24 protein-coding genes are annotated in these 24,290 nt (G+C 39.7%); 14 read left to right on the forward strand and 10 right to left on the reverse strand.

Going from position 1 to position 24,290, the window contains the following annotated elements; all coding sequences use genetic code 11:
* Positions 1-17: 17 nt before the first annotated feature.
* The 4 genes from B1sIIB91_RS05865 to B1sIIB91_RS05880 all read left to right on the forward strand — a co-directional run bounded on the left by B1sIIB91_RS05865 (position 18) and on the right by B1sIIB91_RS05880 (position 4,743).
* The gene (locus B1sIIB91_RS05865; protein ID WP_095688636.1) at positions 18-284 is read left to right on the forward strand and encodes a cell division protein CrgA; all 267 of its coding nucleotides are present in this window, start codon (positions 18-20) and stop codon (positions 282-284) included.
* Between the two features lie 81 nt (positions 285-365).
* A complete protein-coding gene (locus B1sIIB91_RS05870) occupies positions 366-2,435 on the forward strand; it encodes a (Fe-S)-binding protein (protein ID WP_095688637.1) in 2,070 nt (689 codons plus the stop codon).
* Positions 2,436-2,500: 65 nt separating this feature from the next.
* Complete coding sequence (locus B1sIIB91_RS05875) at positions 2,501-3,244, forward strand: response regulator transcription factor (protein WP_095688638.1); 744 nt, start codon at positions 2,501-2,503, stop codon at positions 3,242-3,244.
* 17 nt (positions 3,245-3,261) lie between these two features.
* Positions 3,262-4,743: a sensor histidine kinase gene (locus B1sIIB91_RS05880; protein WP_095688639.1), complete on the forward strand. Its 1,482-nt coding sequence runs from the start codon at positions 3,262-3,264 to the stop codon at positions 4,741-4,743.
* A gap of 4 nt (positions 4,744-4,747) precedes the next feature.
* Here the strand turns inward: B1sIIB91_RS05880 and dcd are convergent, their stop codons facing one another.
* Positions 4,748-5,326 (reverse strand): dCTP deaminase, encoded by a 579-nt coding sequence (dcd, locus tag B1sIIB91_RS05885; RefSeq protein ID WP_018226884.1) that lies wholly within the window; start codon positions 5,324-5,326, stop codon positions 4,748-4,750.
* Between the two features lie 92 nt (positions 5,327-5,418).
* Here dcd and B1sIIB91_RS05890 point away from each other — a divergent pair, with 92 nt between their 5' ends.
* From B1sIIB91_RS05890 to B1sIIB91_RS05900, 3 genes are read left to right on the forward strand one after another with little or no spacing between them, the layout of a single operon-like run.
* Positions 5,419-7,245, forward strand: a complete 1,827-nt coding sequence (locus B1sIIB91_RS05890) for an acyl-CoA dehydrogenase (protein ID WP_095688640.1) — start codon at positions 5,419-5,421, stop codon at positions 7,243-7,245.
* Positions 7,246-7,285: 40 nt separating this feature from the next.
* Positions 7,286-8,206 (forward strand): DMT family transporter, encoded by a 921-nt coding sequence (locus B1sIIB91_RS05895; protein ID WP_095688641.1) that lies wholly within the window; start codon positions 7,286-7,288, stop codon positions 8,204-8,206.
* Positions 8,203-8,694 (forward strand): beta-class carbonic anhydrase, encoded by a 492-nt coding sequence (locus tag B1sIIB91_RS05900; protein WP_018226881.1) that lies wholly within the window; start codon positions 8,203-8,205, stop codon positions 8,692-8,694. Before B1sIIB91_RS05895 ends, B1sIIB91_RS05900 begins: the two co-directional genes overlap by 4 nt.
* Here the strand turns inward: B1sIIB91_RS05900 and dnaB are convergent.
* The 8 genes from dnaB to B1sIIB91_RS05940 all read right to left on the reverse strand — a co-directional run bounded on the left by dnaB (position 8,691) and on the right by B1sIIB91_RS05940 (position 15,738).
* Entirely contained in the window at positions 8,691-10,091 is a 1,401-nt protein-coding gene (gene dnaB, locus B1sIIB91_RS05905) for a replicative DNA helicase (protein WP_095688642.1), read from the reverse strand. The genes B1sIIB91_RS05900 and dnaB overlap by 4 nt on opposite strands.
* Before the next feature lie 339 nt (positions 10,092-10,430).
* Positions 10,431-10,880 (reverse strand): 50S ribosomal protein L9, encoded by a 450-nt coding sequence (gene rplI, locus B1sIIB91_RS05910; RefSeq protein ID WP_095688643.1) that lies wholly within the window; start codon positions 10,878-10,880, stop codon positions 10,431-10,433.
* A gap of 15 nt (positions 10,881-10,895) precedes the next feature.
* Positions 10,896-11,117, reverse strand: coding sequence for a 30S ribosomal protein S18 (rpsR, locus tag B1sIIB91_RS05915; RefSeq protein WP_029563514.1), 222 nt, complete (start codon positions 11,115-11,117; stop codon positions 10,896-10,898).
* Between the two features lie 134 nt (positions 11,118-11,251).
* A complete protein-coding gene (locus tag B1sIIB91_RS05920; protein ID WP_095688644.1) occupies positions 11,252-11,749 on the reverse strand; it encodes a single-stranded DNA-binding protein in 498 nt (165 codons plus the stop codon).
* 58 nt (positions 11,750-11,807) lie between these two features.
* Entirely contained in the window at positions 11,808-12,092 is a 285-nt protein-coding gene (gene rpsF, locus B1sIIB91_RS05925) for a 30S ribosomal protein S6 (protein ID WP_029563511.1), read from the reverse strand.
* A gap of 79 nt (positions 12,093-12,171) precedes the next feature.
* Positions 12,172-13,350 (reverse strand): glycosyltransferase family 87 protein, encoded by a 1,179-nt coding sequence (locus tag B1sIIB91_RS05930; RefSeq protein WP_095688645.1) that lies wholly within the window; start codon positions 13,348-13,350, stop codon positions 12,172-12,174.
* Positions 13,351-13,353: 3 nt separating this feature from the next.
* Positions 13,354-15,309, reverse strand: a complete 1,956-nt coding sequence (locus B1sIIB91_RS05935; RefSeq protein ID WP_095688646.1) for a transglycosylase domain-containing protein — start codon at positions 15,307-15,309, stop codon at positions 13,354-13,356.
* Between the two features lie 15 nt (positions 15,310-15,324).
* Positions 15,325-15,738, reverse strand: coding sequence for a DUF5318 family protein (locus tag B1sIIB91_RS05940; RefSeq protein WP_029563507.1), 414 nt, complete (start codon positions 15,736-15,738; stop codon positions 15,325-15,327).
* A 42-nt stretch (positions 15,739-15,780) separates the two neighbouring features.
* On the opposite strand from B1sIIB91_RS05940, the gene B1sIIB91_RS05945 reads away from it, so the two are divergent.
* Positions 15,781-17,049, forward strand: a complete 1,269-nt coding sequence (locus tag B1sIIB91_RS05945) for an MFS transporter (protein ID WP_095688647.1) — start codon at positions 15,781-15,783, stop codon at positions 17,047-17,049.
* Here B1sIIB91_RS05945 and B1sIIB91_RS05950 read toward each other — a convergent pair.
* Entirely contained in the window at positions 17,024-18,457 is a 1,434-nt protein-coding gene (locus B1sIIB91_RS05950) for a CCA tRNA nucleotidyltransferase (RefSeq protein WP_095688648.1), read from the reverse strand. The two genes, B1sIIB91_RS05945 and B1sIIB91_RS05950, sit on opposite strands and share 26 nt — an antisense overlap.
* Positions 18,458-18,512: 55 nt before the next feature.
* On the opposite strand from B1sIIB91_RS05950, the gene B1sIIB91_RS05955 reads away from it, so the two are divergent.
* The 6 genes from B1sIIB91_RS05955 to B1sIIB91_RS05980 are packed head-to-tail and all read left to right on the forward strand — an operon-like array spanning position 18,513 to position 24,258.
* Positions 18,513-19,103, forward strand: a complete 591-nt coding sequence (locus B1sIIB91_RS05955; protein WP_018226870.1) for an NUDIX hydrolase — start codon at positions 18,513-18,515, stop codon at positions 19,101-19,103.
* Positions 19,100-20,197, forward strand: coding sequence for a DUF6049 family protein (locus B1sIIB91_RS05960; protein ID WP_190279175.1), 1,098 nt, complete (start codon positions 19,100-19,102; stop codon positions 20,195-20,197). Before B1sIIB91_RS05955 ends, B1sIIB91_RS05960 begins: the two co-directional genes overlap by 4 nt.
* Positions 20,197-21,789: a murein biosynthesis integral membrane protein MurJ gene (gene murJ, locus B1sIIB91_RS05965; RefSeq protein WP_095688649.1), complete on the forward strand. Its 1,593-nt coding sequence runs from the start codon at positions 20,197-20,199 to the stop codon at positions 21,787-21,789. Before B1sIIB91_RS05960 ends, murJ begins: the two co-directional genes overlap by 1 nt.
* A gap of 9 nt (positions 21,790-21,798) precedes the next feature.
* Positions 21,799-22,728 carry a thioredoxin-disulfide reductase gene (gene trxB / locus B1sIIB91_RS05970; protein ID WP_095688650.1) on the forward strand — a complete coding sequence of 310 codons (930 nt, stop codon included), beginning with the start codon at positions 21,799-21,801 and terminating at the stop codon, positions 22,726-22,728.
* Positions 22,729-22,776: 48 nt separating this feature from the next.
* Positions 22,777-23,100: a thioredoxin gene (trxA, locus tag B1sIIB91_RS05975; RefSeq protein WP_018226866.1), complete on the forward strand. Its 324-nt coding sequence runs from the start codon at positions 22,777-22,779 to the stop codon at positions 23,098-23,100.
* A gap of 27 nt (positions 23,101-23,127) precedes the next feature.
* Positions 23,128-24,258, forward strand: a complete 1,131-nt coding sequence (locus B1sIIB91_RS05980) for an N-acetylmuramoyl-L-alanine amidase (RefSeq protein WP_095688651.1) — start codon at positions 23,128-23,130, stop codon at positions 24,256-24,258.
* The last annotated feature ends 32 nt before the right edge of the window (positions 24,259-24,290 follow it).

A 24,290-nucleotide genomic window follows, 5' to 3' on the forward strand; every position in this document is an offset into this window, starting at 1 on the left:
TGTAGTAATCTGCTGCTATGCCGAAGTCAAAAGTACGTGAGAAGGTTGCAAGAAAGCGTAAGGTCGCAGCCGAAATCACACCTGAGATCATTGAAGCTAAGGTTGAAAGCCCTAAGTGGCTGGTGCCAGTAATGCTGGCTAGCTTCTTATTAGGCCTTATCTGGATCGTAATCTTCTACCTCAGCTCAACTTCCTACCCAATTCCAGGCATTGGCGCTTGGAATATGTTGGTTGGTTTTGGCTTTGTTGGGGTGGGTTTTTCACTCGCTACCCGCTGGCGCTAATTACACGACTGTAATTCTCCACACGGTGGATAAGTGTTGTGGATAACTCTTAATTACCGAACTCTGACTTACCCTTAAGCCGTGCTTGCAATCATCGCCTACCTACTTACAGTTACTGCTGTTGCAATTTTCGCGCTACAAAGTTATAAATTATTTAAAAAGATTTCAGCAGGTCAATCTGATCCTTCTCGTTTTACTAATAAGAGTAAGCGTTTAAAAAACACCGTAGTTGAAGTTTTAACTCATACCAAAATGCTTAACTTTACTGCTTCAGGTATTGCCCACTGGTTTGTAATGGTTGGCTTCTTCGCACTCCTTGGCACACTAATTACTGCTTATGGGCAATTAGTTGATCCAGCATGGGCGCTGCCAGTTATTGGCCACTTTGTTGGATATGAATTTTTTGCAGAGTTAGTTGCTGCATTAACTGGAGTTTCAATTGTTGCACTAATTGGAATTAGGCAAGTTACTAGATTTGTGAGAAAAGGCAGAGCTTCTAGATTTTATGGCTCTGGAAATAAGAAGGCTTATTATGTTGAGGCAACAATTTTAGTAATTGTGTTTTGTGTTATCGCACTTCGTGGTTTAGAGGGTGCATTACTAAACAAAGAAGCTTGGAATTGGCATTACGCTTTTTCATACCCTGCTGTTGTATTTTTTAGTACCTATTCAGTTAATCAGATTGAAAATTTAATTCAAATAATTGCTTTCAGTAAAATCGCAGTTTCAATGATTTGGTTTATTGTGGTGGGATTAAATCTAAATATGGGAATCGCTTGGCATAGATTCTTAGCTCCATTTAATATTTTCTTTAAGCGAAATGCGACGAGTGAAAATGCATTAGGTCCACTTCCTGTGATGCTCTCACACGGTAGCGAGATTAACTTTGAAGATCCAAAAGAGGATGATGTATTTGGAATTGGAACTGCGGCTGATATCTCTTGGAAGGGTTTATTGGATATGGCTACCTGCACAGAGTGCGGAAGATGCCAATCCCAATGCCCAGCCTGGCACACTGAAAAACCGCTATCTCCAAAGCTTTTAATCATGGCAATGCGTGATCACGCACTAGCAAAGATTGGAACCGAGGCAGCGGGGACTGAAAAGATTGTTGGTAATAATCCACATGAGAACGCAATTTCATTAGATGTTTTATGGTCTTGCACAACTTGTGGCGCTTGTGTTGAAGAGTGCCCAGTTGATATTGAACATGTTGATCATATTGTTAACATGCGAAGGTTTCAAGTATTAGTTGAATCAGAGTTTCCAACAGAGCTTGGAAATACTTTCCGTAATTTAGAAAAAGCAGGAAATCCTTGGGGTGCTAACAGAGTAGATCGTGATGCTTGGATTAAAGAGGTAGATTTTCCAATAACTGTGATTGATTCAGTTATCCCAGATGATGTTGAGTATTTATTTTGGGTTGGCTGCGCAGGTGCGTATGAAGAGCGAGCTAAGAAAACTACTAAGGCAGTGGCTGAGTTGTTATATATGTCTGGAGTTACATTTGGTGTCTTAGGTAAGAAGGAGACTTGCACGGGAGATCCGGCAAGGCGAAGTGGTAATGAGTTTTTATATCAAATACTTTCTAGAGAAAATATTGAAACTTTGCAAGAGACATTTGGAACTCGTGGGGTTAAAAAAGTAGTTGTTACCTGCCCGCATTGCTTCACAACTATTGGTCGAGATTACAAACAACAAGGTTTTGAATTGCAAATGGTTCATCACACTCAGTTACTTAATCAATTAGTAAAAGAGGGTAAGTTAAAACCAATTGCACCAGATAAGGCTGATGCTAAGAAACTTACCTATCATGATCCTTGTTATCTTGGCCGGCATAATCAAATTTATGAACCACCACGTGAATTACTTGAATCAGCTGGTGTTGAGGTAAATGAAATGCCAAGAAATCAAGAGCGTTCATTTTGTTGCGGCGCAGGGGGCGGGCGAATGTGGATGGAAGAAAAAATTGGTAGCCGAATTAATTTAAACCGAGTTGATGAAGCGATAGCAACTGGAGCCCAAGAGGTTGCAGTTGCCTGTCCGTTTTGTAGGGTGATGGTTTCAGATGGCATGGTTGCCCGGGATAGCTCAGTTGAGGTGCTTGATGTAGCTCAAATTATGCTGCGCAGCGTGAAGAGATTAGGTTAAATCACGCCCCATTCTCAGGAAACGCTCAGGGTAATAGATAATTATCATCTTGGAGGTGATACCAAATGACCACTCTTAAAGAAAGAGTTAGTAATAACGAAGAGTTAAATCAGACTACCCAAAGAATTTTGATAGTAGATGATGAGAACAGTATTAGTGAATTAATTGCCACCAGTTTAAAGTTTGTTGGCTTTGAAGTTAGAACTGCCGCCTCTGGAGCACAAGCTTTACAGATTGCGCAGGAGTTTAAGCCACATGCATTAATTCTTGATGTGATGCTGCCTGATCAAAATGGGTTTGAAGTATGCAGGCAACTACGCAGTGAAGGACATGATGTTGGTGTTTTATTTTTAACAGCTAAAGACTCAACTGAGGACAAGATCGCTGGACTAACAATTGGCGGGGATGATTATGTAACAAAGCCATTCTCACTTGAAGAGTTAGTAGCAAGATTACGCGCACTCCTTCGTCGCACTGGCGCCACTGAGGTTATAGCTGATGAAGAGAAGATTCGTTTTGCAGATCTTGAGTTAGATGAAGCAACTCACGAGGTTCGCAGAGCTGCAAATTTAATTGATCTCTCACCAACTGAGTTTTTACTACTTAGATATCTAATGATTAATGCTGACCGTGTTGTTAGTAAGTCACAGATATTAGATCATGTCTGGCAGTATGACTTTAGAGGCGATATGGGAATTGTTGAAACCTATGTTTCCTACCTTCGTAAAAAGATTGATGTTTATGAGCCGGCCCTAATTCACACTGTTAGAGGGGTGGGATACCGCCTGCGGTTGCCAGCAAGTAAGTAATTGATCACAATTATCAGATGAATTCTGCGTTAAGTCGGGTGCGCACACCACTCTCACTTTGGTCACTGCGTAACCGACTTATCCTAGCTTCAGTTGTTTTAACCAGCCTTGCAATTATTGCCTCAGATTTTGCTGCAAATGCCGCTCTTCGCTCTTACTTAATCTCGCAAGTTGATTTGCAATTAAATAATATCTCTAGCACCTCCCTAACTAGATTAGATCGCGCAGGTATAGCACCTCTTATTAAAGAGGATGAGGACGCCCCATTTAAAATTTTTGAACCACTGCGTGGTGTTCCAACTTCAACTTCACTTACCTTATTAGATGTTGATGGAAATTTAATTGGTCAAGTAGGTGGTGAGTTAGGTGGAAAAAACTTTGCTGTTACTGGATTAAAAATTGAACAGGTAGCTAAGTATAAAAATAAACCGTTCACTATTGATGGCGAAGATGGTAAACCAGATATCAGAGCCCTTGCCCAGGTGCTACCTACTGGCATGGGAATTGTGATTGTGGCTAACTCACTTGAAGATGTTGATAAAACTTTAACCCAGCTTAGATTTTTATTTTTAGTATTAGGAGTAATTGCGCTATTAGCTATTGCTTTAGTTTCTCGTTGGATTATTGCTATTGGACTTAAACCACTTGAAAAAGTTGAAGAAACTGCGGAGGCGATTGCCGCCGGTGATTTATCTGCTCGTCTGCCAGCAGCAAAGCCAGATACAGAAGTTGGCCGGTTAACAACCTCTCTTAACACCATGCTTGGGCGAATCGAAGAGTCATTCACAATTCGAGTTGAAAGTGAATCAAAGTTACGCAGATTTGTTGCTGACGCATCCCATGAACTTCGCACACCACTTACAGCAATTCGTGGCTTTGCAGAACTTCATAGGCAAGGTGCGGTTATTGGAGAAGATAAAACCAAGGAATTAATTAATCGAATTGAACGAGAGTCAATTCGAATGAGCACATTAGTTGAAGATTTATTACTACTAGCAAGGCTTGATCAATCGCGTGAATTAGCTAATGATCCAGTTGATTTAAATACATTAATTACTGAAGTTATTACTTCCGCTAGGGCTGCTGGGCCTAATCACCCGATTGAATTAAGGATGGGAAGTGAAGAAATATTTGTACTAGGAGATTCACAGCGCATTCACCAAGTACTCGCTAACTTACTTGCAAATGCTCGTACTCACACACCGGTGGGAACAAAGATTATTATTTCAGTCCAGCAAGGTGTTAATGAAACTAGCGTAGAAGTTTCAGATCATGGACCTGGCTTATCAATACCAGATCAAGAGCGAATATTTGAGCGATTTTATCGAGCAGATCCAGCGCGAGTTAGAAATACAAATTCCGCAAATACAAATGAAGGAAGCGGACTTGGTTTATCAATTGTTGATGCGGTAATGAAGGCACATGGTGGATATGTGAGTGTTAAATCAGAATTAGGGCAAGGATCAACTTTCACCTTGCACTTTTTAAATCAAGAGTAATTAGTTATTCAATCTTGCTTTTGTGAAAGTTAAGCCAAGATTTAGAAGGCGTTGGTCCGCGCTGTCCTTGATAGCGTGATCCATAAACAGCTGAGCCATATGGGTGTTCAGCTGGTGAAGATAATTTAATTAAACAGAGTTGACCAATTTTCATTCCTGGAAATAATTTAACTGGCAAATTTGCAACATTTGAAAGCTCTAATGTTATGTGTCCTGAAAATCCTGGATCAATAAATCCAGCTGTTGAATGAGTTAGTAATCCCAATCTACCTAATGAAGATTTACCTTCAAGGCGTCCTGCAATGTCATCGGGCAAAGTTATAACTTCATAAGTACTTGCTAATACAAACTCTCCTGGATGCAGAATAAAATGTTCATCACTTGAAACTGCTACCTCACGAGTTAGCTCTGCTTGTTCAATTGAAGGATCTATAACTGAGTACTTATGATTTTCAAAGACTCTAAAAAATCGATCTAGCCTGACATCAACACTTGATGGTTGCACCATCGCGTCGGTAAAGGGCTCAACCTTTACGCGCCCAGCGGTGATCTCTGCCTTAATATCGCGATCACTTAGCAGCACAATCGCTGACCCTACCCCGAACTGCCCATTTCGGTTAGAAAAACCTACTCGCGGGTATTGATTAAGTTACTGATCAGTAGGATGCTTATCCCATGGGCCATTACATAGCTAACCTGCGCGATATTGAGTTTTGTCTTTTTGATTTACTAGAGCGGGAAGAAATTTTAGGTAAATCAATTTATAAAGATTTAGACCGCCAGACTTCAATGGGAATGCTTGAAGAGGTTAAGCGAATGGCTGAAAATGATTTAGCTGCATCATTTGTTGATGGTGATCAACAAGGCGTTAAGTTTGATCCAGCTACAGGGGATGCAAAACTTCCTGAATCATTTAAAAAGTCTTATAAAACTTTTATGGATAATGAATGGTGGCGCATTGATGCTCCAGTTGAATTAGGTGGCACTTCAATCCCGCCTTCAATTCGTTGGGCAATTGCTGAAATGGTTTTAGGTTCTAACCCATCAATTCATATTTACGCATCCGGTACCGCATTCGCTCACGTTGCATATGTGTATGGAACTGAAGAACAAAAAAAGGTTGCAAAATTAATGGTTGATAAGCAATGGGGTGCAACCATGATGCTTACTGAACCAGATGCTGGAAGTGATGTTGGAGCCGGTAGATCAAAAGCTGTGAAGCAAGCAGATGGAACTTGGCACATTACCGGTACAAAAAGATTTATTACATCGGGTGATTCTGATCTTACTGAAAATATTGTTCACTTTGTTCTAGCACGTCCTGAAGGAGCAGTTGCCGGAACTAAAGGTTTAGATCTTTATATGATTCCAAAGTTTATGTTTGATTTTGATACTGGAAAATTAGGAAAACGTAATGGTGTCTACGTTACAAAATTAGAACACAAAATGGGATTAAATGTTTCAACCACATGTGAAATGAATTTAGGTGAGAAAGAGCCAGCAGTCGGATACTTACTTGGTGAGGTCCATGATGGTATTGCCCAGATGTTTAAGGTTATTGAATACGCCAGAATGATGGTGGGAACAAAAGCTATTGCAACACTTAGCGCTGGTTACCAACAAGCACTTGCATATGCAAAAACTCGTGTGCAGGGACCGGATTTAACTGTGGCTAAAGATAAGAACAGTCCTAGAGTTGAAATTATTAAACACCCAGATGTTAGAAGGTCTTTAATGACGCAAAAGTCATACTCAGAAGGAATGCGGGCGCTAGTTTTATATACCGCTTCCATCCAAGATGAATTTGCATTGGCGCAGGCAGATGGCTCTGATAAAGAGAGAATTGAAGACCTGCTTCTAATTAACGATCTTTTGCTACCAATTGTTAAGGGCTATGGCAGTGAAAAGTCTTGGACATTACTTGGTACTGAATCTCTTCAAACCTTTGGTGGTTCAGGCTTTACCACTGATTGGCCACTTGAGCAGTATGTAAGAGATGCCAAAATTGACACACTTTATGAAGGCACAACTGCAATTCAAGGATTAGATTTCTTCTTCCGTAAGATTGTTAGAGATCGCGGTCGATCAATCACACTTATTAGTAAAGATATTGCAAAGTTTGCTGCAAGTGGTGGGCACTTAGCTGAAGAAAAGAAAGCACTTCTTAGGGCGTTAGAGGATGTGCAAGCAATGATCGGGCACATGGTAGGAGTTGCTATGGCTTCTCAGGAAGATCCAAAAGAAATTTATAAAGTTGGTCTAAATACTTCTAGATTATTAATGGCAACTGGTGATCTAATAATTGCCTGGTTACTTCTTCGCCAAGCAGATATTGCTCAAAATAAACTAGCTAATGCTGGACGTGATACTGAGTTTTATAATGGAAAGATTGCCTCCGCTAAATTCTTTGTTCGTTCTGTTCTTCCTCATATTTCAATTGAGCGAGCAGTTGTTGAGTCTGAAACTGGTGAGATTATGAATATTGCTGAGGCTGCTTTTTAAAAATTTAGGAAAACTTTTTCTCTTAATGTAGGGTGTTAGTATGAAACACCGCGCAGAATTTTTTATGATAACAGCTGCAATGGGATTTGCTGTCGGTGGTGTGGCAGCTAAAGTATTGCGGGAAGCAGATTTAGATGCTTTTAGACTGACCCAAATACGCATAACATCTGCGGCCTTAATTTTATTAATTATTACCCTTCTTAAAGGAAAAAAACAACTCTATGTAAAAAAAAGTGAAATTAAAGATTTAGTTCTATTCGGTGTCATTGGAATAGCGGTTGTAAATTCATTTTATTATTTTGCTTTAAAATATTTATATGTCTCAGTTGCTTTAATTATCGAATTTACCGCACCTATTTGGATTGCATTATATTTACGGTTTGTAAAAAAGAAAAATATCTCACTCACTGCATGGGTAGGAATTATCTGTGCCTTCCTAGGATTAGTACTTATTTCTCAGATCTGGAGTGGAAAATCTCTTCATCCACTAGGTGTTATTGTTGCAATTTTAGACGCGCTTGCACTTGCATACTATTTCTTAGCCGCCGATCGACTTGGCCAAACTAGAAGCAGCCTCTCACTTATTACTTGGGGAATGGGTGTTGCAACAATCTTTTGGGCAATAGCTTTTCCGTGGTGGAATTTTCCGTTTGAGTTTCTTACTCAAAGCTTTTCCTTATCTGGTGACCTCTCTGGATATAGCGCACCCGGTTGGGCATTAATACTTTGGATAGTTGTGACCGCAACTGTTATCCCATACTTACTAACTGTGGCAGCTATTAGAGAGTTATCAGCAAGTACAAGTAGTGTTATTGGCATGATTGAGCCAATTTTTGCAGGCGTAATTGCTTGGTGGTTATTAAATGAAGCATTTACAAATATCCAACTCATAGGATGTGCTGCGGTGTTAGTTGGTATATATCTAGCCGATAAGGCCCGTCGAGGAGTGAGTAAAGCATGAGTGAGTTTGATGATCTATTTGCAGCAAATAATGATTTTGTTAAAGATTTTAAGTCCCAGGATCTAACAGGCGCTGCTAAAAAAGGTTTAGCAATTATTACCTGTATGGATTCTCGCATTGACCCACTTCGGATAGTTGGTATGAAAGCAGGGGATGCAAAAATATTAAGAAATGCTGGTGCTCGGGTAACAGAGGATGTGCTTAGAACATTAATCCTTGCAACAAATCTACTTAATGTAACCAGAGTTTTAGTAATGCCGCATACTGATTGCAGAATGGCAAGTGGAACTGAAGATCAAATTCATGCAGCTATCTTCGAAAAAAGCGGTATTGATACTAGAAGTATTGAGATTAGAACAGTTACTGATCAATTAGCAGCATTAAAATCTGATTTAATTAGAATTGAACAATTTCCACTTTTGCCAAAAAATATTTCACTAGTTGGTGCTATTTATGATGTAAAGAGTGGAAAACTTACAAAAATTTAAGTGTCTTTAATAAACTTTTCATTTGTAGTAAAGGTTGCAGCCATATCGGTAAATCTAGCAAGGTGTAATTGGGCTGAAACCACAATGGTTCTAGTTGGACCGTTTCGATGCTTTGCCACAATTAAGTCAGCCTCACCTGATCTATTTTGGGAATCATATAAATCCTCACGGTGAAGCAAGATAACCACATCAGCATCTTGCTCGATCGATCCTGATTCACGTAGATCTGAAAGCATTGGTTTTTTATCTGAACGTTGTTCTGGTGAACGATTTAACTGAGAGATAGCAACAACTGGCACATTTAGCTCTTTTGCTAATAACTTTAATTGACGAGAAAACTCTGAAACCTCTTGCTGACGATTTTCAACTCGTTTACCACTAGTCATAAGTTGTAAATAATCAATCACAATTAGCTTTAGATCATGGCGCTGCTTAAGACGGCGTGATTTAGCCCTTATTTCCATCAGTGAAAGATTTGGAGAATCATCAATAAACATCGGTGCATCTGAGATCTCACCCATTCGCCGTGCCATTCTTGCCCACTCTTCTTCACTTAATCTTCCTGATCTGATGTTGTTAAGTGGCACTCTTGCCTCCGCAGAAAGCATTCTCATAGTGATTTCAGATCTGCTCATTTCGAGAGAAAAAATTACGGAAGTCTCACGTTTATGTATTGAAGCATGGCGAGCGATATCTAAACCAAGTGTTGATTTACCAACCGCCGGACGCGCCGCCAACACGATCATGTTTCCAGGATGAAAACCATTTGTTAACGCATCTAAATCTTTAAAGCCAGTTTTAACACCTTGCCCAGTTACGCCAGCAGCAATTTTTTCTATTTCATCATAAGCCTCTGGCATTAATTGAGATAGTTGAACATAATCATCTGATTCACGTCGCTCTGTTACTGCAAAAACTTCTGCTTGTGCTTGATCAACGGCGTCATCTACTTCACCCTCATCGGTGTAACCAAGTTGCACAATCTTGGTACCTGCTTCAACAAGACGCCTCATAATTGCGCGCTCACGAATTATCTTTGCGTAGTAACCAGCATTAGCAGCGGTTGGTACGGATGAGATAAGCGTGTGTAGATACGGCGCTCCACCTGCTCTTACTAAATCACCACGTTTTGTTAATTCAGCTGAAACTGTTACTGGATCTGCTGGTTCACCTCTGCCATATAAATCTATGATTGCGTCATAAATTAATTCATGTGCTGGGCGGTAGAAATCTCGCTCTCTTAATATTTCAACTACATCACTAATTGCATCCTTTGATAACAGCATTCCACCTAAAACAGATTGTTCAGCAATTACATCTTGTGGTGGTGTGCGCTCAAACTCAGCTGCGCTATTACGGGTGCGGCTAGAGTTGTTTGGGAACTCGGCGATACTCATCTAAAAAGTCTCCCATCTGCCACTGACAAATAAAGTAAAACTATTTAAAATCCCTAATTTTACGCTCAGGAGGTAAAGATATTCCTATCTTCACTCCTTCGGTAATAAGTGATCTAACCCTGTGCGCTCACCTGTGAAGAGAGTAGATAAAATGGTGGATAAGTAGTGGATGAAGTTGTGGGTAAGTATTAACCTGTAGTGGATAAGTATTTAAGTATTACTAAATTAAGCGTAAATAAGTGATAAGTGATGTGGACAAAGATTTTTTTGCTAATCTCATTATTTGGTCAGGAATATAAAAAGCCCCCCAGTCACCTGGAGGGCTTAGTAATTTCTTAATTACTTATCGCTAACCACACTGATTGACACGTTAGCCACAACTTGGGATTCAAGTGTGATCTTAACTGTGTACTTACCAGCTTTTTTAATGTGCTTATCCATTTTGATTTTATGACGATCAACTGTCTCATTAGTAGCAGTTTTAATTGCTGCCACTATTGCTTTGTCTGTAACAGAGCCAAACATTGTGCCGGTAGCACCAATTTTGACCTTAACAATTACATTAGCTTTTTCAAGCTTAGTTTTAATCTCTTTAGCATGATCAAGGTCTCGGATCTCACGGGCACTACGAGCGCGCTTAATTCCTTCAATCTGGCCCTCACCGCCTTTAGTCCAGACAATTGCACTGCCTCGAGCTAGTAAAAAGTTACGGCCATAGCCATCTTTAACTGTTACAACGTCCCCTGCGCCACCTAGGCCAGATATTTCGCGAGTAAGAATTAGTTTCATTATTTTCTTATCTCCTTATCGGGCTGTTGATGTGTAAGGCAGAAGCGCCATCTCGCGGCTGTTTTTAACCGCTGCAGCTACTGCACGTTGATGTTGAGTACAAGCACCGGTGATACGGCGAGAGCGAATCTTGCCTCGATCGGTGATGTACTTACGAAGGGTTGCTATATCTTTGTAATCAATATAGTTAACTTCATCTCTGCAAAATGAACATGGTTTCTTTTTGAACTTCTTCATCGCCGCAGCTGCTGCTGCAGATTTTGATTGCTTAGCTTTTTCTCTAAGCGTTTTATTACTTCTTGCTCCCACTGTGGTGCTCCTTAGGTTAGGGCCCTGTCTTTTTAAGACAGGAATGGTTGATTAATTAGGATTTAAAAAGGTGGTGTCTCATCACTCGTCGTCGTTGACCAACCGCCACCGACTGGGGCTGCTGACCAAGGATCATCTCCTGATGCTGTTGGTGTTGTACTTGCTGGTGCGCTGTAACCGGTGCCGGTTTGGCGAGCAGCTTTTGTTACCTTTGCAGTTGCGTTGCGAAGTGAAGGTCCTACTTCATCAACTTCTACCTCAAAGACAGTGCGCTTTTCACCCTCTTTAGTTTCATAAGAGCGTTGTTTTAAACGTCCGGAAACAATTACTCGCATTCCTTTAGTTAACGACTCAGCAACATTTTCAGCTGCTTGTCGCCAAATTTGGCATTGTAGAAAAAGGCTATCGCCATCTTTCCACTCATTTGTGGTTTTATCTAAATAACGTGGAGTTGAAGCCACGGTAAATTTTGCCACCGCTGCTCCACTTGGTGTGAAGCGTAACTCTGGATCGCTAACTAAGTTACCGATCATAGTTAAGTTGGTATCTCCTGCTGCCATTTTTTTGTTTCTCCCTTATCTACTTTAGATGCTTGTTTTTTATTTACCGGTCGGGGATTTACTCTGGCCGGACAACTTTGGTGCGCAGAACTGACTCATTTAAATTAAGTTGACGATCCAACTCTTTAACTGGTGCTGGCTCTGATTGCATATCGATAACTGCGTAGATTCCCTCGCCTTTTTTATTTATTTCAAAGGCCATTCGTCTCTTGCCCCAGATATCTAACTTATTTACCTTACCGCCACCATCTTTAATTATCTTTAGATAAGTTTCAAGACTTGGTGAAACAGTTTTCTCTTCTAAATCAGGATCTAAAATGACCATGAGTTCATAGCGACGCATTTTTTAAACCACCTCTGGACTAAAGCGGCGACGGAATTTCCGTAGCAGGTGTTGGAGGCAATATTAACCTGACCCTGCCTTAGCGCGAAATTACGCTTGATTTTGCTGTGGATTTAGCAGATAAATCTCTCATCAAGATAAAGGTAAAGGTGCACACACCAACTACGCGAAGTAGTGTGGCAATTACATAACCGTTATCAGGTAGGCCGTATTTAGCGCCAGCGTAAAGTGCTAAATACTGCCAAATAGCTAAGTGATAAATAATTTCGGTAATCTGCCAAAACCAAAATGAGATTTGCTGCCTACTGTTAGTAATTGCTATTACAGCAAATGGGGTAAGCCATAAGACATACTGCGGCGAATAAACCTTGCCGAAGGTTGTAAAAATTACTAATGCAAAAAAAGTGATGTGAGCTAAGTTTGGAATCTTATCTAGCTTTAACAAATAAATAGCTAGTGCGATAAATAAAGTAATTGATAGCAGTGGGTAAATTAGATCTAGATTTGATACATCAAGATTTAGTAAAGATAAGCCATACCAAATTGAACCAAAGTCAGCTCCTCTGTCTATATTTAACTTAAAGAACCGCCACCATCCGTCAAAGTAAAATACTGCTATTGGCAAGTTAATAGCTAACCAAAGTATGGCGGTAGTAAATAAATATCTACTTAGCTGTTTAATCTGTTTTCTTCTATAAAAAATTATCGCAATCGGTAGAAGCATAACGATTGGAAAAAACTTGGTAGCAATTGATACACCGAGTGAAATAGCACTTTCTTCATATTTTTTCTTCTCGAAAAAGTAGACTGTGAAAAGTGCGCTAGCTACAGCAATTAAATCCCAGTTAATAAATAAACTTGCGATTACTGCAGGGGATGCTAAAAACAAGTAAAGATACTTTAGCGCAAGCGCCTTTAAGATTAAAGCTGAAATGAAATACATCATGATTAAAAACAAAATATTTAGATCAAAATACAATACGTTAGAAGAGTTTGGTGTTATAAAACTAATTGCCCAGGCAAATAACCCAGTAACTGGTGGATACTCCATTGAGTTTGTTGCAGAAAGATACGGGAAAGTATTTGTATTTAACCCTCGCTCGGAAAAAAGGGCCGGAATATCGGTATAACAGGCGTGGATGTAGTTATCTGGTGAGGTGAAATCGTTATTACGGCAGTGATTAAATTTTAAAAATGAAATAAATGAACTTAATAAAACCAGTGCGATTAAAGATCTACTTACCAATTTGGTAAGCAAGAGTTACTTCTTTTTCTTAGGTGAAGGTGAAGGAGATGGTGGGATTAAAGCTGGGTCCATCTCTGGCACTGCATTAATAAAGTTAACTGGCTCGGTTCCACCAATAAAAGCTGGGGCTGGAAACTCTTGAATTAGTGATTTAGCTAAGTATTTTTTAACAAACTCTGCCCAAATTCGGGCTGGAAAGGAGCCACCAGTTACAGATGTTAAGCCACCAATTCCATTTAAAGATTGAGTAGCATCATCTCGATAAAAAGCAACAGAGGCTGCAACCTCTGGGGTGTAGCCGTTAAACCAAGCAGATGCGTTGTCATTTGATGTTCCAGTTTTGCCAGCAGTAGGTCTGCCAACTCTGGCGCCCACTACTGCAGCAGTGCCAGATGTAGTTACTTTGCTAAAGGCATAAGTTAAATCTGCCATTACATCTTTTCTAAATACCTCTTGAGCTTGAATTCTTCCCTGATACAAGATTCCTTTATTTGGTCCTTGAACTTCATTAATAATAAAAGGTTTTGCATAAACTCCTTGCGCTGCAAAGGTTGCATAGGCATTTGCTAAATCAATCACATGTGGACTTGCAGCTCCTAATGAAACTGATGGAGATGCCACCATTTCAACTGACTCTGGAATACCAGCACGGCGAGCAACATCTACAACTTTTTCTAACCCTGCTTTCATGCCAAGTGGAACATAGATTGTGTTAACAGACTTTTCAGTCGCAGTAAGTAGATCAAGATTGCCCCAGCTTTCACCACCGTAATTATTAACTGGATATGGCCGGCCTATTCCATCATCATAAACTTTAGGTGAATCACCATTCCAAATTGAAGATAACGGTATTCCTTGCTCAAGGGCTGCAACTAGTGAGAAGGCTTTAAATGATGATCCACCGGAGGTAATTCCTTGTGTGGCAGCATTAAATTGATACTTTAAATAATCTTGCCCACCATACATTGCCAATATCTCACCGGTACCAGGTTTAATTGCGACAAGGCCAATATGAAGATTTTCTGGCACTTTAACTGGTGCTTCTTTACTAACTGCAAATACTGCTGCTTCTTGAGCTTCTTTTACTAGAGTAGTTTTTATTATGTAGCCACCAACCATTAATTGCTCATCACTAAACCCAAGTGCATTTAACTCACGCTCTACCCAAGAGATTACATAACCTTTAGGACCAGCTAACGCACCTGATGTAACCCTAGGATTAATTACTGGAAATTTTATTTTTTCAGCTTTTTCTTTTTCAAGCCAACCTTGCGCAACCATTCCATCTAATACATATGTAAATCTTTTTTCAAGCCTTGGTAAGTTCTCTTTTTTAAATCCAGGATCATAAAGGCCTGGACTTCTTAAAATACTCGCTAATACTGCTGATTGGGCGGTGGTTAATTTATCTACGGTTGTACCAAAGTAAACCTGGGATGCGGTTTGAACGCCGTATGAACCACGGCCAAAATAAATAGTATTTAAGTAGTTCTCAAAAATTTGATCTTTAGTAAATTGGTTCTCGAGTTTTATCGCAATTACTAATTCTTTTACTTTTCTTGTTATTGAGCGCTCTGGTGTTAAAAAGGCAGTTTTCGCATATTGCTGCGTAATTGTTGAGCCACCCTGGAGTGAACCACCTCTTACGTTATTCCAAACTGCTCTTATAATTGCAGTTGGGCTAATTGCTCGGTTTGAATAAAAACCGCGATCCTCCGCTGCCATCACTGCATTTCTAACCTGAACTGGAATCTGAGCAAGTGTTACAACAGTTCTATTTTCAGAACCTATTCGGCCAATCTCACTGCCATCTGCATATTGAATAATTGTGGACTGAGAATTTACATAAGCATTTGGATCTGGAATTGAAACGGTGAAATAGGCAAAGCCAAATAAAAATACGCCAGCAACAAATGAGAAGCCAGTAATTAATACCCCAAGGCGGGGCAGTTTTGCTAGCAGATTATTCACTAGCCAAGATTAGCGTTAATCCTCATCAGCTAAGGTGGCAACCTTTCGTGGTGGCTTTCTATATTCGCCGTCTCCTAATAAAAAGGATTCCACTAGGTGATTCCAATGACAATGAGTGCAGATTTCAACAATATAAACTCGAAACTCACCATACTCACTTTGCATTTGAACTAACTCATCTTGATTCTTAATTCGTCCTGAGTATTGCCCGAGTTGATCGCCAAAGGCATAACGCAGATCAACAATTTTTCGCTCCTTACAAACAGGACAGCTTCTATTGGTTAACTCGCCATGATATTTAGCTGCTCGCCTTAAGTACGGATCAGCATCACAGGCATCCATCGCACTGACTGCGCCTTGGAAGAGTGCAATTAATGTCCGGCGCTTACTCAATGAGTAGTCAACTAAAGAGCGCATGGTGGCTAACATAAGATCCAAGGTTAATCCTAAATTAATAACTACGCTTACCCCATGGGAATCTGGCCAGTGGCAAGTGGCTCAAGGTTAAATCGGATATTAACTATCCGTTGGATTGGCCAGTTAACAGATGGTTTATTTCAATCAGCGCTAGCCAGTTTTATCTTATTTTCCCCTGAGCGATCACCTAACGCAGTAGCTGCTGCTCTTGCTTTTACTGTGGTGCTACTGCCTTATTCATTAATTGGTCCCTATGTTGGAACCATCTTAGATCGCTTCTCTCGCCAGCGGATTATTAGAAATTGTAACTACATCAGAGCATTTGATCTATTAATTATTGCCTGGTTAGTAAATAACGGAAGTACTGGTGTGGTTATAACTTTATTTGTTTTAGTTGCATTTGGCGTGAACCGATTAATTTTAGCTGGCCTTTCAGCTGGCCTGCCATTGTTAGTTAAAAAGGAAGAATTAATCACAGTAAATGCGCTAGCGGTAACTGGTGGAACGATTTGGGTGGTAATCGGTGGTGGAGTAGGAATTGCAATTAAAAACTTTGTAAGTGCTACATATAGCGCAGATTTTGCAGACTCTGTTGTAATTTTATTATCAGCAGCTTTTTTTACACTTGCAGCTCTAAGTTGTTATCGATTAAGTAAATTTGATATTGGGCCAACTGATAATGAAGGTAAATCTGAAAATCAAGGATTACGAGAAATGGTTGAAGGATTTAAAATTTTGCGCACTCATTCTGATGCTCTGCGTGGAATATTTTCAGTTGGTATCCAGCGCGGTGGTATTACAGCGCTAACTCTTATGGCGCTGCTACTTTCACGAAATAACTTTAATGATCCAAATGATCCAGATGCTGGTTTAGCTGGCTTTGGTGTTGCGTTAGCAATTGCTGGAATTGGTATTGGTCTTGGCGCAATTATTTCACCTTTTGGCGTTTTAAGATTTGGCCGCCATCGTTGGATGCGCTATTTAATGTTTGCCTGTATTCCGCCATTAGTTATTTATGCGTTTAACATAAATGAATTTACTATGACAGCTAGTGCTTTTTTAGTTGGTTTATGTGGACAGGGAATTAAGGTCACTAATGACGCACTTGTTCAATCAAAGATTAGTGATGGGTACCGGGGAAGAGTTTTCGCTTTTTACGACGTTGCGGTAAATGCTGGAATTATTACTGGTGCAATTGGCGCTGCTTTACTTTTGCCAGATAATGGCGCAACATATTTGTTGCCAGTTTTAATTGCTGTCGCTTATCTTTTTGCAGCAACAGTATTAATGCGAAAAGCTAATTTTGCTCCTTCCACCAAGTAAGCAAAGCTTCTTTTGCCTTATCTTCACCGATTGGGCCATTTTCTAACCGTAGTTCAAGTAAAAAGTCATACGCCTTACCAACCATCGGAGATGCTTTAATATTTAAAATTTGCATTATTTGCTCACCCGTTAAGTCAGGCCGTATTTTATTTAGCTCCTCTTGTTGCATTAACTCTTTAATCCGCTGCTCTAGTTGATCATATGTATTAGCGAGTAGCTGCGCCTTTTTTTGATTTCTAGTTGTGCAATCAGCTCTTGTTAATAGGTGTAAGTGATCTAGTAACTCGGCTGCATCTCTGACATATCTGCGCACAGCAGAATCTGTCCATTCCCCACTTCCATAGCCATGAAAGCGAAGGTGTAGGAAAACTAATTGCCCAACATCTTTAACAATATGATTATCAAATCTAAGGGTTCGAAGCCGTTCTTTTGTCATCTTTGCCCCAACTACCTCATGATGATGAAATGAAACACCACCTCCTGCTATTAGCGCCTTTGTTTTTGGCTTACCAATATCGTGAAGGAGGGCGGCAAGGCGTAGCGTTAAGTTAGCGCCACCTAATCTTTCTTCTAACGCAATTGCTTGCTCAAGCACCGTTAATGAGTGCTCATAAACATCTTTATGGTGGTGGTGCTCATCTATTTCAAGTTTTAGTTTTGGAACCTCTGGCAAAAAAATATCTGCTAGCCCGCATTCAACTAATAAGCTAATTCCAAGGCGGGGATTATCGCTCATAATTATTTTTATAAACTCATCCCTAACTCGCTCACTAGAGATAATTGATAATCTATGAGCCATCTCTTTAATTGCAACTAATACTGATTCATCAATTGCGAAGTTTAATTGGCTCATAAATCTAGCTGCGCGCATCATTCGAAGTGGATCATCGGTAAAAGAATCTGAAGGCTTACCTGGAGTTTTAATTATCTTATTTTCAAGATCATCCACGCCATTAAATAAATCAATAAATGTTGGCTCATCCGTTGTTAACTCAAGTGCCATGGCATTAATTGTGAAATCACGGCGAGATAAATCACCTTCGATATTTTCACCAAACTCAACGGAAGGTTTGCGAGAATCTTTTTCATAATTTTCACTACGGTAAGTTGTAATCTCAACAGTTATTTCACCTTTTTTTCCAGCAACAGTTCCAAAGGCTGCGCCGATATCCCAGACAGAATCTGCCCATTTCTTTAAAATCTTTTCAGATTCTTTTGGGTGTGCGTTAGTTGTGAAATCTAAATCATTACCAAGTCGGCCTAATATTGCATCCCGTACTGGCCCGCCAACTAGCGCTAATTTAAATCCAGCTGCTTTAAAGGCGGTTGCAAGTGAGGTTGCAGCCGGTGCTTGCTTTGTCAGTGTGGTGATTGCAAGTTCGGCGGCAGCCTTATTTGGTGTTTTCACGGTGGTACTAGGTTAGAGCAGAGCGGGTAAGAGATGAGGCAGTATCCTTACTCTTATGACCCCAGCATCTAATGCGGGTGGCAATCAGGATTCAAATAGTGCTCGCAAGGGTGGGCAAAGTAGTAGTTCTGGTAAGCCCGCTAAAAAATATAACTCAGGCAACCGCAAAAATCCTAAGCCGAACTCTGGTGGAAAAAATTCTCGCTCAAGGTATGCCAAACGGGTGGATGAGGTAAGTGCTGGCGGTTTAGTAGTTGATAAAACTGGAACTAAAGGTTTACTTATTGGAAGACTTGATCCTAAAGATGCCTCCCATGAGCGATTGCTTTGGTCACTTCCAAAGGGGCACATTGAAGATGGTGAATCACCTGAACAAGCGGCAATTCGTGAGGTGGCGGAGGAGACTGGAATTAAAAGTGAGATTACTAGATCACTCGGTGTAATTGATTTTTGGTTTATGGCAAGTGGTAAACGAATTCATAAAACAGTTCATCATTTTTTATTTACCGAAGTTGGCGGCAAGTTAGCACCACAGGTAACTGAGGTTGATGATGTTGGTTGGTTTCCAATTGATGAGATTGTTAGCAAATTGGCTTATCCAGATGAGCGAAAGCTAATTGCAAAATCTGGAAAATTAACCCCGTGAGAAAATTTTTAACCTTATCTTTATTAATTTTTACTTCTTGTTTTTTTGTTATACCTAATTCAAATGCTACCCAGACAGTTAAAATATCTGAACCAACACATAGATTATTTGATGGTGTTTTCTTTAATGATGAACTAGCACAAAAACTTACCCCCACAGGCAGCCTTGGCCAAGTGGTTTATTTAAATACGTTTGGCGTTAATAACTGGCTAGTTGATCCAGCAACTATTGATGAAATTATCGCTATGAGTAATGGTTACGGGATAGCAGATGGCAGCGCTCCAAGTGGGCAAGAGTTAGCAAAAAGCTGGCTTACTCAATTCGTAAAGGTAACTAAAAATAAAAAAGTAACACCGATTACCTATGGGAATCCCTCAAGTTTTTGGGCAAATGAGATTATGCCTGATCAGATTGAGTATTTAAACGGGAGAAGCAAAATTAGACTAGAAACTCTTTTAAACCGTTCAGTTCAAGAAGTTGGATCAAATGAGGCGGTCAAGCAGAAGTTTAATAAAGTTTCATTAAGTGTTTTAAAATATGGCCAGCGCCAAATAGATTTGTTATCTACGGTGCTAGAGAAAACGCAGCTAGAAGAGAATCAATTGCGGCTTTCACAGTTATTAAATCCTAATTTAGAAGAGCAGCTCTTTTTAGATTTACTTAAAGATTATGATAAATCAATCTCAGTTATGCGCAATAAATTAAATATTAAAAACACTAAATTTACAGTTACTAGCTCAAAAGAGGAGCTACCAATTACGGTAGGCAATGATTTTGATCAAGTTGTTAAATTAAAACTAAGTAGTAGAGCAATGAACGGCAAGGTATCTGTCGCGCAAATTAAAGATATTGAGTTAGCTGCAAAATCAAAAAATCAGGTGCTACTTCCTATTGAGGTCTTTGCTGCTGGTGATTCAAGGTTGTTGGTACAACTTACAAATCTTGAGAATAAGCCGGTGGGTTACCCAGTTTATATAAACCTAAAACTTTCAGTAATTAGCCCAGTCACCACCTGGATTACTACCGCTGCTGCGGTACTTTTAATTATTGCAGCCTTGGTGCAAAGTGTGAGAAGAGTTAGGAGGCGCAGTTAATGTCTGATCATCAATTACTACGCGCTAGCACTGTTATGGCTGTTGGAACTATTGCATCTCGAATTACTGGATTAATTAGAAATCTTTTACTAGTCGCACTTCTTGGAACTGCAATATTAGGTGACACATATAACGTGGCAAATACCATGCCAAATATTTTGTATAACTTGTTAATTGGTGGAGCACTTACTGCAGTGTTTGTGCCTCAAATAGTTAGATCACTACGTGATTCAGATCAGGGCGCAGCATTTATATCTCGCTTATTTACTGTAACTGTTACTTTTCTTTTACTACTTACCGCACTGGGTATCGCACTTGCGCCAATGATTGTGAATCTTTATGCCCCAGAGTTTTCTAATCGCCCTGAGTTTGATATCACTGTATCGTTTATGCGTTACTGCCTGCCGCAGATCTTTTTCTTAGGTTTATTTGCCCTACTTGGTCAGATTGCAAATGCAAAGGGAAAGTTTGGGCCAATGATGTGGGCACCAGTTATTAATAATTTAATTGCGATCATTTTATTCTCTTGGTTTTTAGTAAATAAAGATGATTTAACGCTTGGCGATATCTCGCAATCTGATATCACTTGGCTTGGTCTTGGCACTACCGCTGGTTACCTAGCGCAAGCGGTAATACTTATACCGGTTGTGTTAAAAAGTGGAGTTAGATTAACTCTTAGATTTGATTGGTATAACAGTCAAATTATTAAATCTTTTCGCCTGGCTAGCTGGAGTTTTTTATATGCAATGATCTCTCAGGTTTCTTATTTAGTTACAGTAAGTATTGCAACTACTGCGGCAGTTAAATCTGAAGTGCTAGGTGATAGTACTGGTGTTGGGTTTACACCCTACGCAAACGCATACCTTATTTTAATTCTGCCTCATTCAATAATTACTGTCTCTGTTGTTACCGCACTTTTACCTAGACTTTCAAATTATGTTCTTGATAAAAAACATGAAGAGTTAACTAATTCATTAACTAGAGCAATTAAATTAATTGGAATTTTTACTGTTCCAGCGGCTCTTTTGTTTTTAGCTTTTGGTCAATTAGTTGCAAATACACTTTACTTTGGTATCTCAGATAATGATGCAAATTATCTTGGTTTGACCTTATCTGCCTTCGCACTTGGCTTAATTCCGGTTAGCATAAATCTAGTTTTACTTCGTGGCTTAAACGCTTTTGAAAATCTCAAATCTCAAGTTATTGGTAATTTAATAATGAATCTAGTCTCTGTTGTTCTTTCCTATTTGGTTGCCGTATGGCTCGAGCCTAAATGGGTAACAGTTGGCTTAGCAGTGATATTCACTCTCCACTATTTTATTGGAGTAGGGATTTCTTTCTATTTAATAAAGCGGCACCAGGTTAAGTTGCCGCTACTTTCAATTATGTTGTATTACTTAAGATTAATAGCAGTTTTCGCCTTGGTAATAACACCTATTTGGCTACTTAGAGGCGCTATACCGGGCGGGAATTTAATATCACTATTATTGGTTACATCACTATCGGGTGTTTTTTATCTACTTATTGCAAAGCTGCTGAAAATATCTGAAGTATCAGATTTGCTCAAAGTAATTCGGAGTAGAAAGGTTTAGGGTGGGGCAGTGAGTGAGATAAATGATCTAGTAATTGTTGGCTCTGGCCCTGCTGGCTATACCGCAGCAATTTATGCTGCCCGTGCGCAATTAAAGCCAATTATTTATGAAGGTTCCGTTACCGCAGGTGGTGCGTTAATGAATACAACTGAGGTAGAAAATTTTCCAGGTTTTGCAGATGGTGTGATGGGTCCTGAGTTAATGGAATCTATGCGCAAGCAAGTAGAAAGATTTGATGCAAAAATTATTACCGATGATATTGTGGAAATGAAATTAACTGGTGATGTAAAAGAATTAACTGATGGCTCAGGTAATACTGTTAAAGCTAAGGCAGTTATTTTGGCGATGGGTTCGGCGTATAAAGAAATTGGATTAAAAAATGAGAAACGTTTATCCGGTAGAGGTGTTTCTTGGTGTGCCACTTGTGATGGTTTTTTCTTCCGCGATCAGGTGATTGCAGTAGTTGGTGGTGGTGATTCAGCAATGGAGGAGGCAAACTTTTTAACTAAGTTTGCTAGCAAGGTAGTTTTAGTTCACCGCCGTGATTCATTTAGAGCATCAAAAATTATGATCGAACGAGCTAGTAAAAATCCAAAAATTGAATTTTTATTTAATCATGAGGTAGTTGATGTGTTAGGTGAAGATAAGGTAACTGGGTTAAAACTTAAGAACACTGTAACTGGTGAGGAAAGTAGTAAAGATTTCACTGGTTTATTTGTTGCAATCGGCCACCTGCCAAGAAGTGAATTAGTGGCCAAACAAGTTGAATTAAATTCTGAAGGCTATGTTCGAGTTGAGGGAAGAAGTACTAAAACTAAAATACCTGGCGTATTTGCATGCGGTGATCTAGTTGACTTCACCTACCGCCAGGCTATTACTGCAGCAGGCTCAGGTTGTGAGGCGGCCTTGGACGCAGAGCGATTTCTATCTGGTCATTAATTTTAGTTTTTAAAAGTAGGATAAGCAGATAATAAGGGAGATAAGAAAATGGCAACAACAAAGGTAACAACCGCTGATTTTGAATCAGTAGTTTTAAAAAGCTCGACACCGGTATTGGTAGATTTTTGGGCAGAGTGGTGTGGCCCATGTCGAGCAGTTGGCCCAATCTTGGAAGAAATTTCAAATGAGTATGGCGCCAAACTTAAAATTGTTAAGTTAAATACTGATGAAGAGGCAAGTATTGCTATGAAATATGGCATTTCCTCTATCCCAACTATGAATGTTTTTGTTAATGGTGAGGTAGTTAAAACCATTGTTGGAGCTAAACCAAAGCCAGCTTTGCTTAAAGATCTTGAAAGTTATATTAAGTAATATTTAATATAATAAATTAGGGCTTATATGAGTGATCAATTAAAAATCGGTGATCGCTCAGATGCGGTTGCAGTAATTGCTAACACGCTAACTCGGCTAGGAATTCATAGTAAGCCAACTGACTTATTTGATGAGGGATTAGCTCAAGCGATAAAAGCTTTTCAGCAAGAGCGTGGCTTAACTGCAACTGGCTTAATAAATGAAATCACCCAACGTTGTTTAGATGAGGCCAGGTGGAAACTTGGTGATCGAATATTAGCTCTGCAATCTGATTCATTAATGCGTGGTGATGATGTTAGTAATCTGCAAGATCGATTAATTCAAATGGGTTTTAATTGTGGCAAAGTTGACGGCATTTATGGCAGTAGAACTGAGGCTTCGGTAAAAGAGTTTCAAAAATCAGTTGGGGTAGTAGTAGATGGTAAGTGTGGTCCGGTCACATTAATTTCATTAATGAGATTAGTAAAAACAGTTTCAGGTGGTGCACCCACCGCGCTGCGAGAGAGTGTGCGTCACGCAGTTGCTTCACCCGCACTTGCAAGTAAGGTAATTGTGATTGACCCAAGTTGGGGTGGTGATTTCACTGGGGAAAATCAAAATGGCGTAATTGAGTCTGAAGTAGTTTTTGATTTAGCTCAACGTTTAGAGGGAAGATTAATAGCACTGGGTGTGAATGTAGTTTTAACAAGGAGCGCTAAAAATTCACCACTTGAGAAGGATCGAATCGCAACTGCTAACTCGGTAAATGCTGATCTAGTTATCGCGCTTAAAGTTGATAGTTATAAAAATGAAAAAGCAAATGGTGTTGCTACCTACTACTACGGCAGAGATGGTGCTGGTGTGCACTCAGTAGTTGGTGAGAGATTTGCTAATTTAATCCAGCGAGAAATTTGCGCTAGAACTGATCTATTAAATTGTAGAACCCATGGGAAAAGTTGGGACTTACTTAAATTAACTACTGCTCCAACCGTTCGTCTTGATCTTGGATATCTGTCTAACCCACAAGATGCCAAACGCCTTGGCTCCCCTGCCTTTCGTGATCAATTAGCTGAGGCAATGATTGTGGCAATTCAGCGGCTTTATTTATCATCCGATGATGATGCTAAAACTGGAACTCTGCGCATATCTGACCTTAGGCGTGCTGGCCTTCGTAATTAGTTTTATAAGCGCTAGTTTGTATGGCAAAATAG

Origin of the sequence: Candidatus Nanopelagicus abundans, from assembly GCF_002288305.1 — a bacterium.
In the GTDB taxonomy this organism is placed as follows: Bacteria; Actinomycetota; Actinomycetes; order Nanopelagicales; family Nanopelagicaceae; genus Nanopelagicus; species Nanopelagicus abundans.

Coding starts and splice junctions, on each gene's coding strand:
- dnaB (WP_095688642.1), bottom strand. CDS start 10,091: ATGAGTATCGCCGAGTTCCCAAACAACTCTAGCCGCACCCGTAATAGC.
- B1sIIB91_RS05865 (WP_095688636.1), top strand. CDS start 18: ATGCCGAAGTCAAAAGTACGTGAGAAGGTTGCAAGAAAGCGTAAGGTC.
- B1sIIB91_RS05940 (WP_029563507.1), bottom strand. CDS start 15,738: ATGTTAGCCACCATGCGCTCTTTAGTTGACTACTCATTGAGTAAGCGC.
- B1sIIB91_RS05875 (WP_095688638.1), top strand. CDS start 2,501: ATGACCACTCTTAAAGAAAGAGTTAGTAATAACGAAGAGTTAAATCAG.
- trxA (WP_018226866.1), top strand. CDS start 22,777: ATGGCAACAACAAAGGTAACAACCGCTGATTTTGAATCAGTAGTTTTA.
- B1sIIB91_RS05880 (WP_095688639.1), top strand. CDS start 3,262: ATGAATTCTGCGTTAAGTCGGGTGCGCACACCACTCTCACTTTGGTCA.
- B1sIIB91_RS05920 (WP_095688644.1), bottom strand. CDS start 11,749: ATGGCAGCAGGAGATACCAACTTAACTATGATCGGTAACTTAGTTAGC.
- B1sIIB91_RS05900 (WP_018226881.1), top strand. CDS start 8,203: ATGAGTGAGTTTGATGATCTATTTGCAGCAAATAATGATTTTGTTAAA.
- rpsR (WP_029563514.1), bottom strand. CDS start 11,117: ATGAAGAAGTTCAAAAAGAAACCATGTTCATTTTGCAGAGATGAAGTT.
- B1sIIB91_RS05895 (WP_095688641.1), top strand. CDS start 7,286: ATGAAACACCGCGCAGAATTTTTTATGATAACAGCTGCAATGGGATTT.
- rpsF (WP_029563511.1), bottom strand. CDS start 12,092: ATGCGTCGCTATGAACTCATGGTCATTTTAGATCCTGATTTAGAAGAG.
- murJ (WP_095688649.1), top strand. CDS start 20,197: ATGTCTGATCATCAATTACTACGCGCTAGCACTGTTATGGCTGTTGGA.
- B1sIIB91_RS05890 (WP_095688640.1), top strand. CDS start 5,419: ATGGGCCATTACATAGCTAACCTGCGCGATATTGAGTTTTGTCTTTTT.
- B1sIIB91_RS05980 (WP_095688651.1), top strand. CDS start 23,128: ATGAGTGATCAATTAAAAATCGGTGATCGCTCAGATGCGGTTGCAGTA.
- rplI (WP_095688643.1), bottom strand. CDS start 10,880: ATGAAACTAATTCTTACTCGCGAAATATCTGGCCTAGGTGGCGCAGGG.
- B1sIIB91_RS05945 (WP_095688647.1), top strand. CDS start 15,781: ATGGGAATCTGGCCAGTGGCAAGTGGCTCAAGGTTAAATCGGATATTA.
- B1sIIB91_RS05955 (WP_018226870.1), top strand. CDS start 18,513: ATGACCCCAGCATCTAATGCGGGTGGCAATCAGGATTCAAATAGTGCT.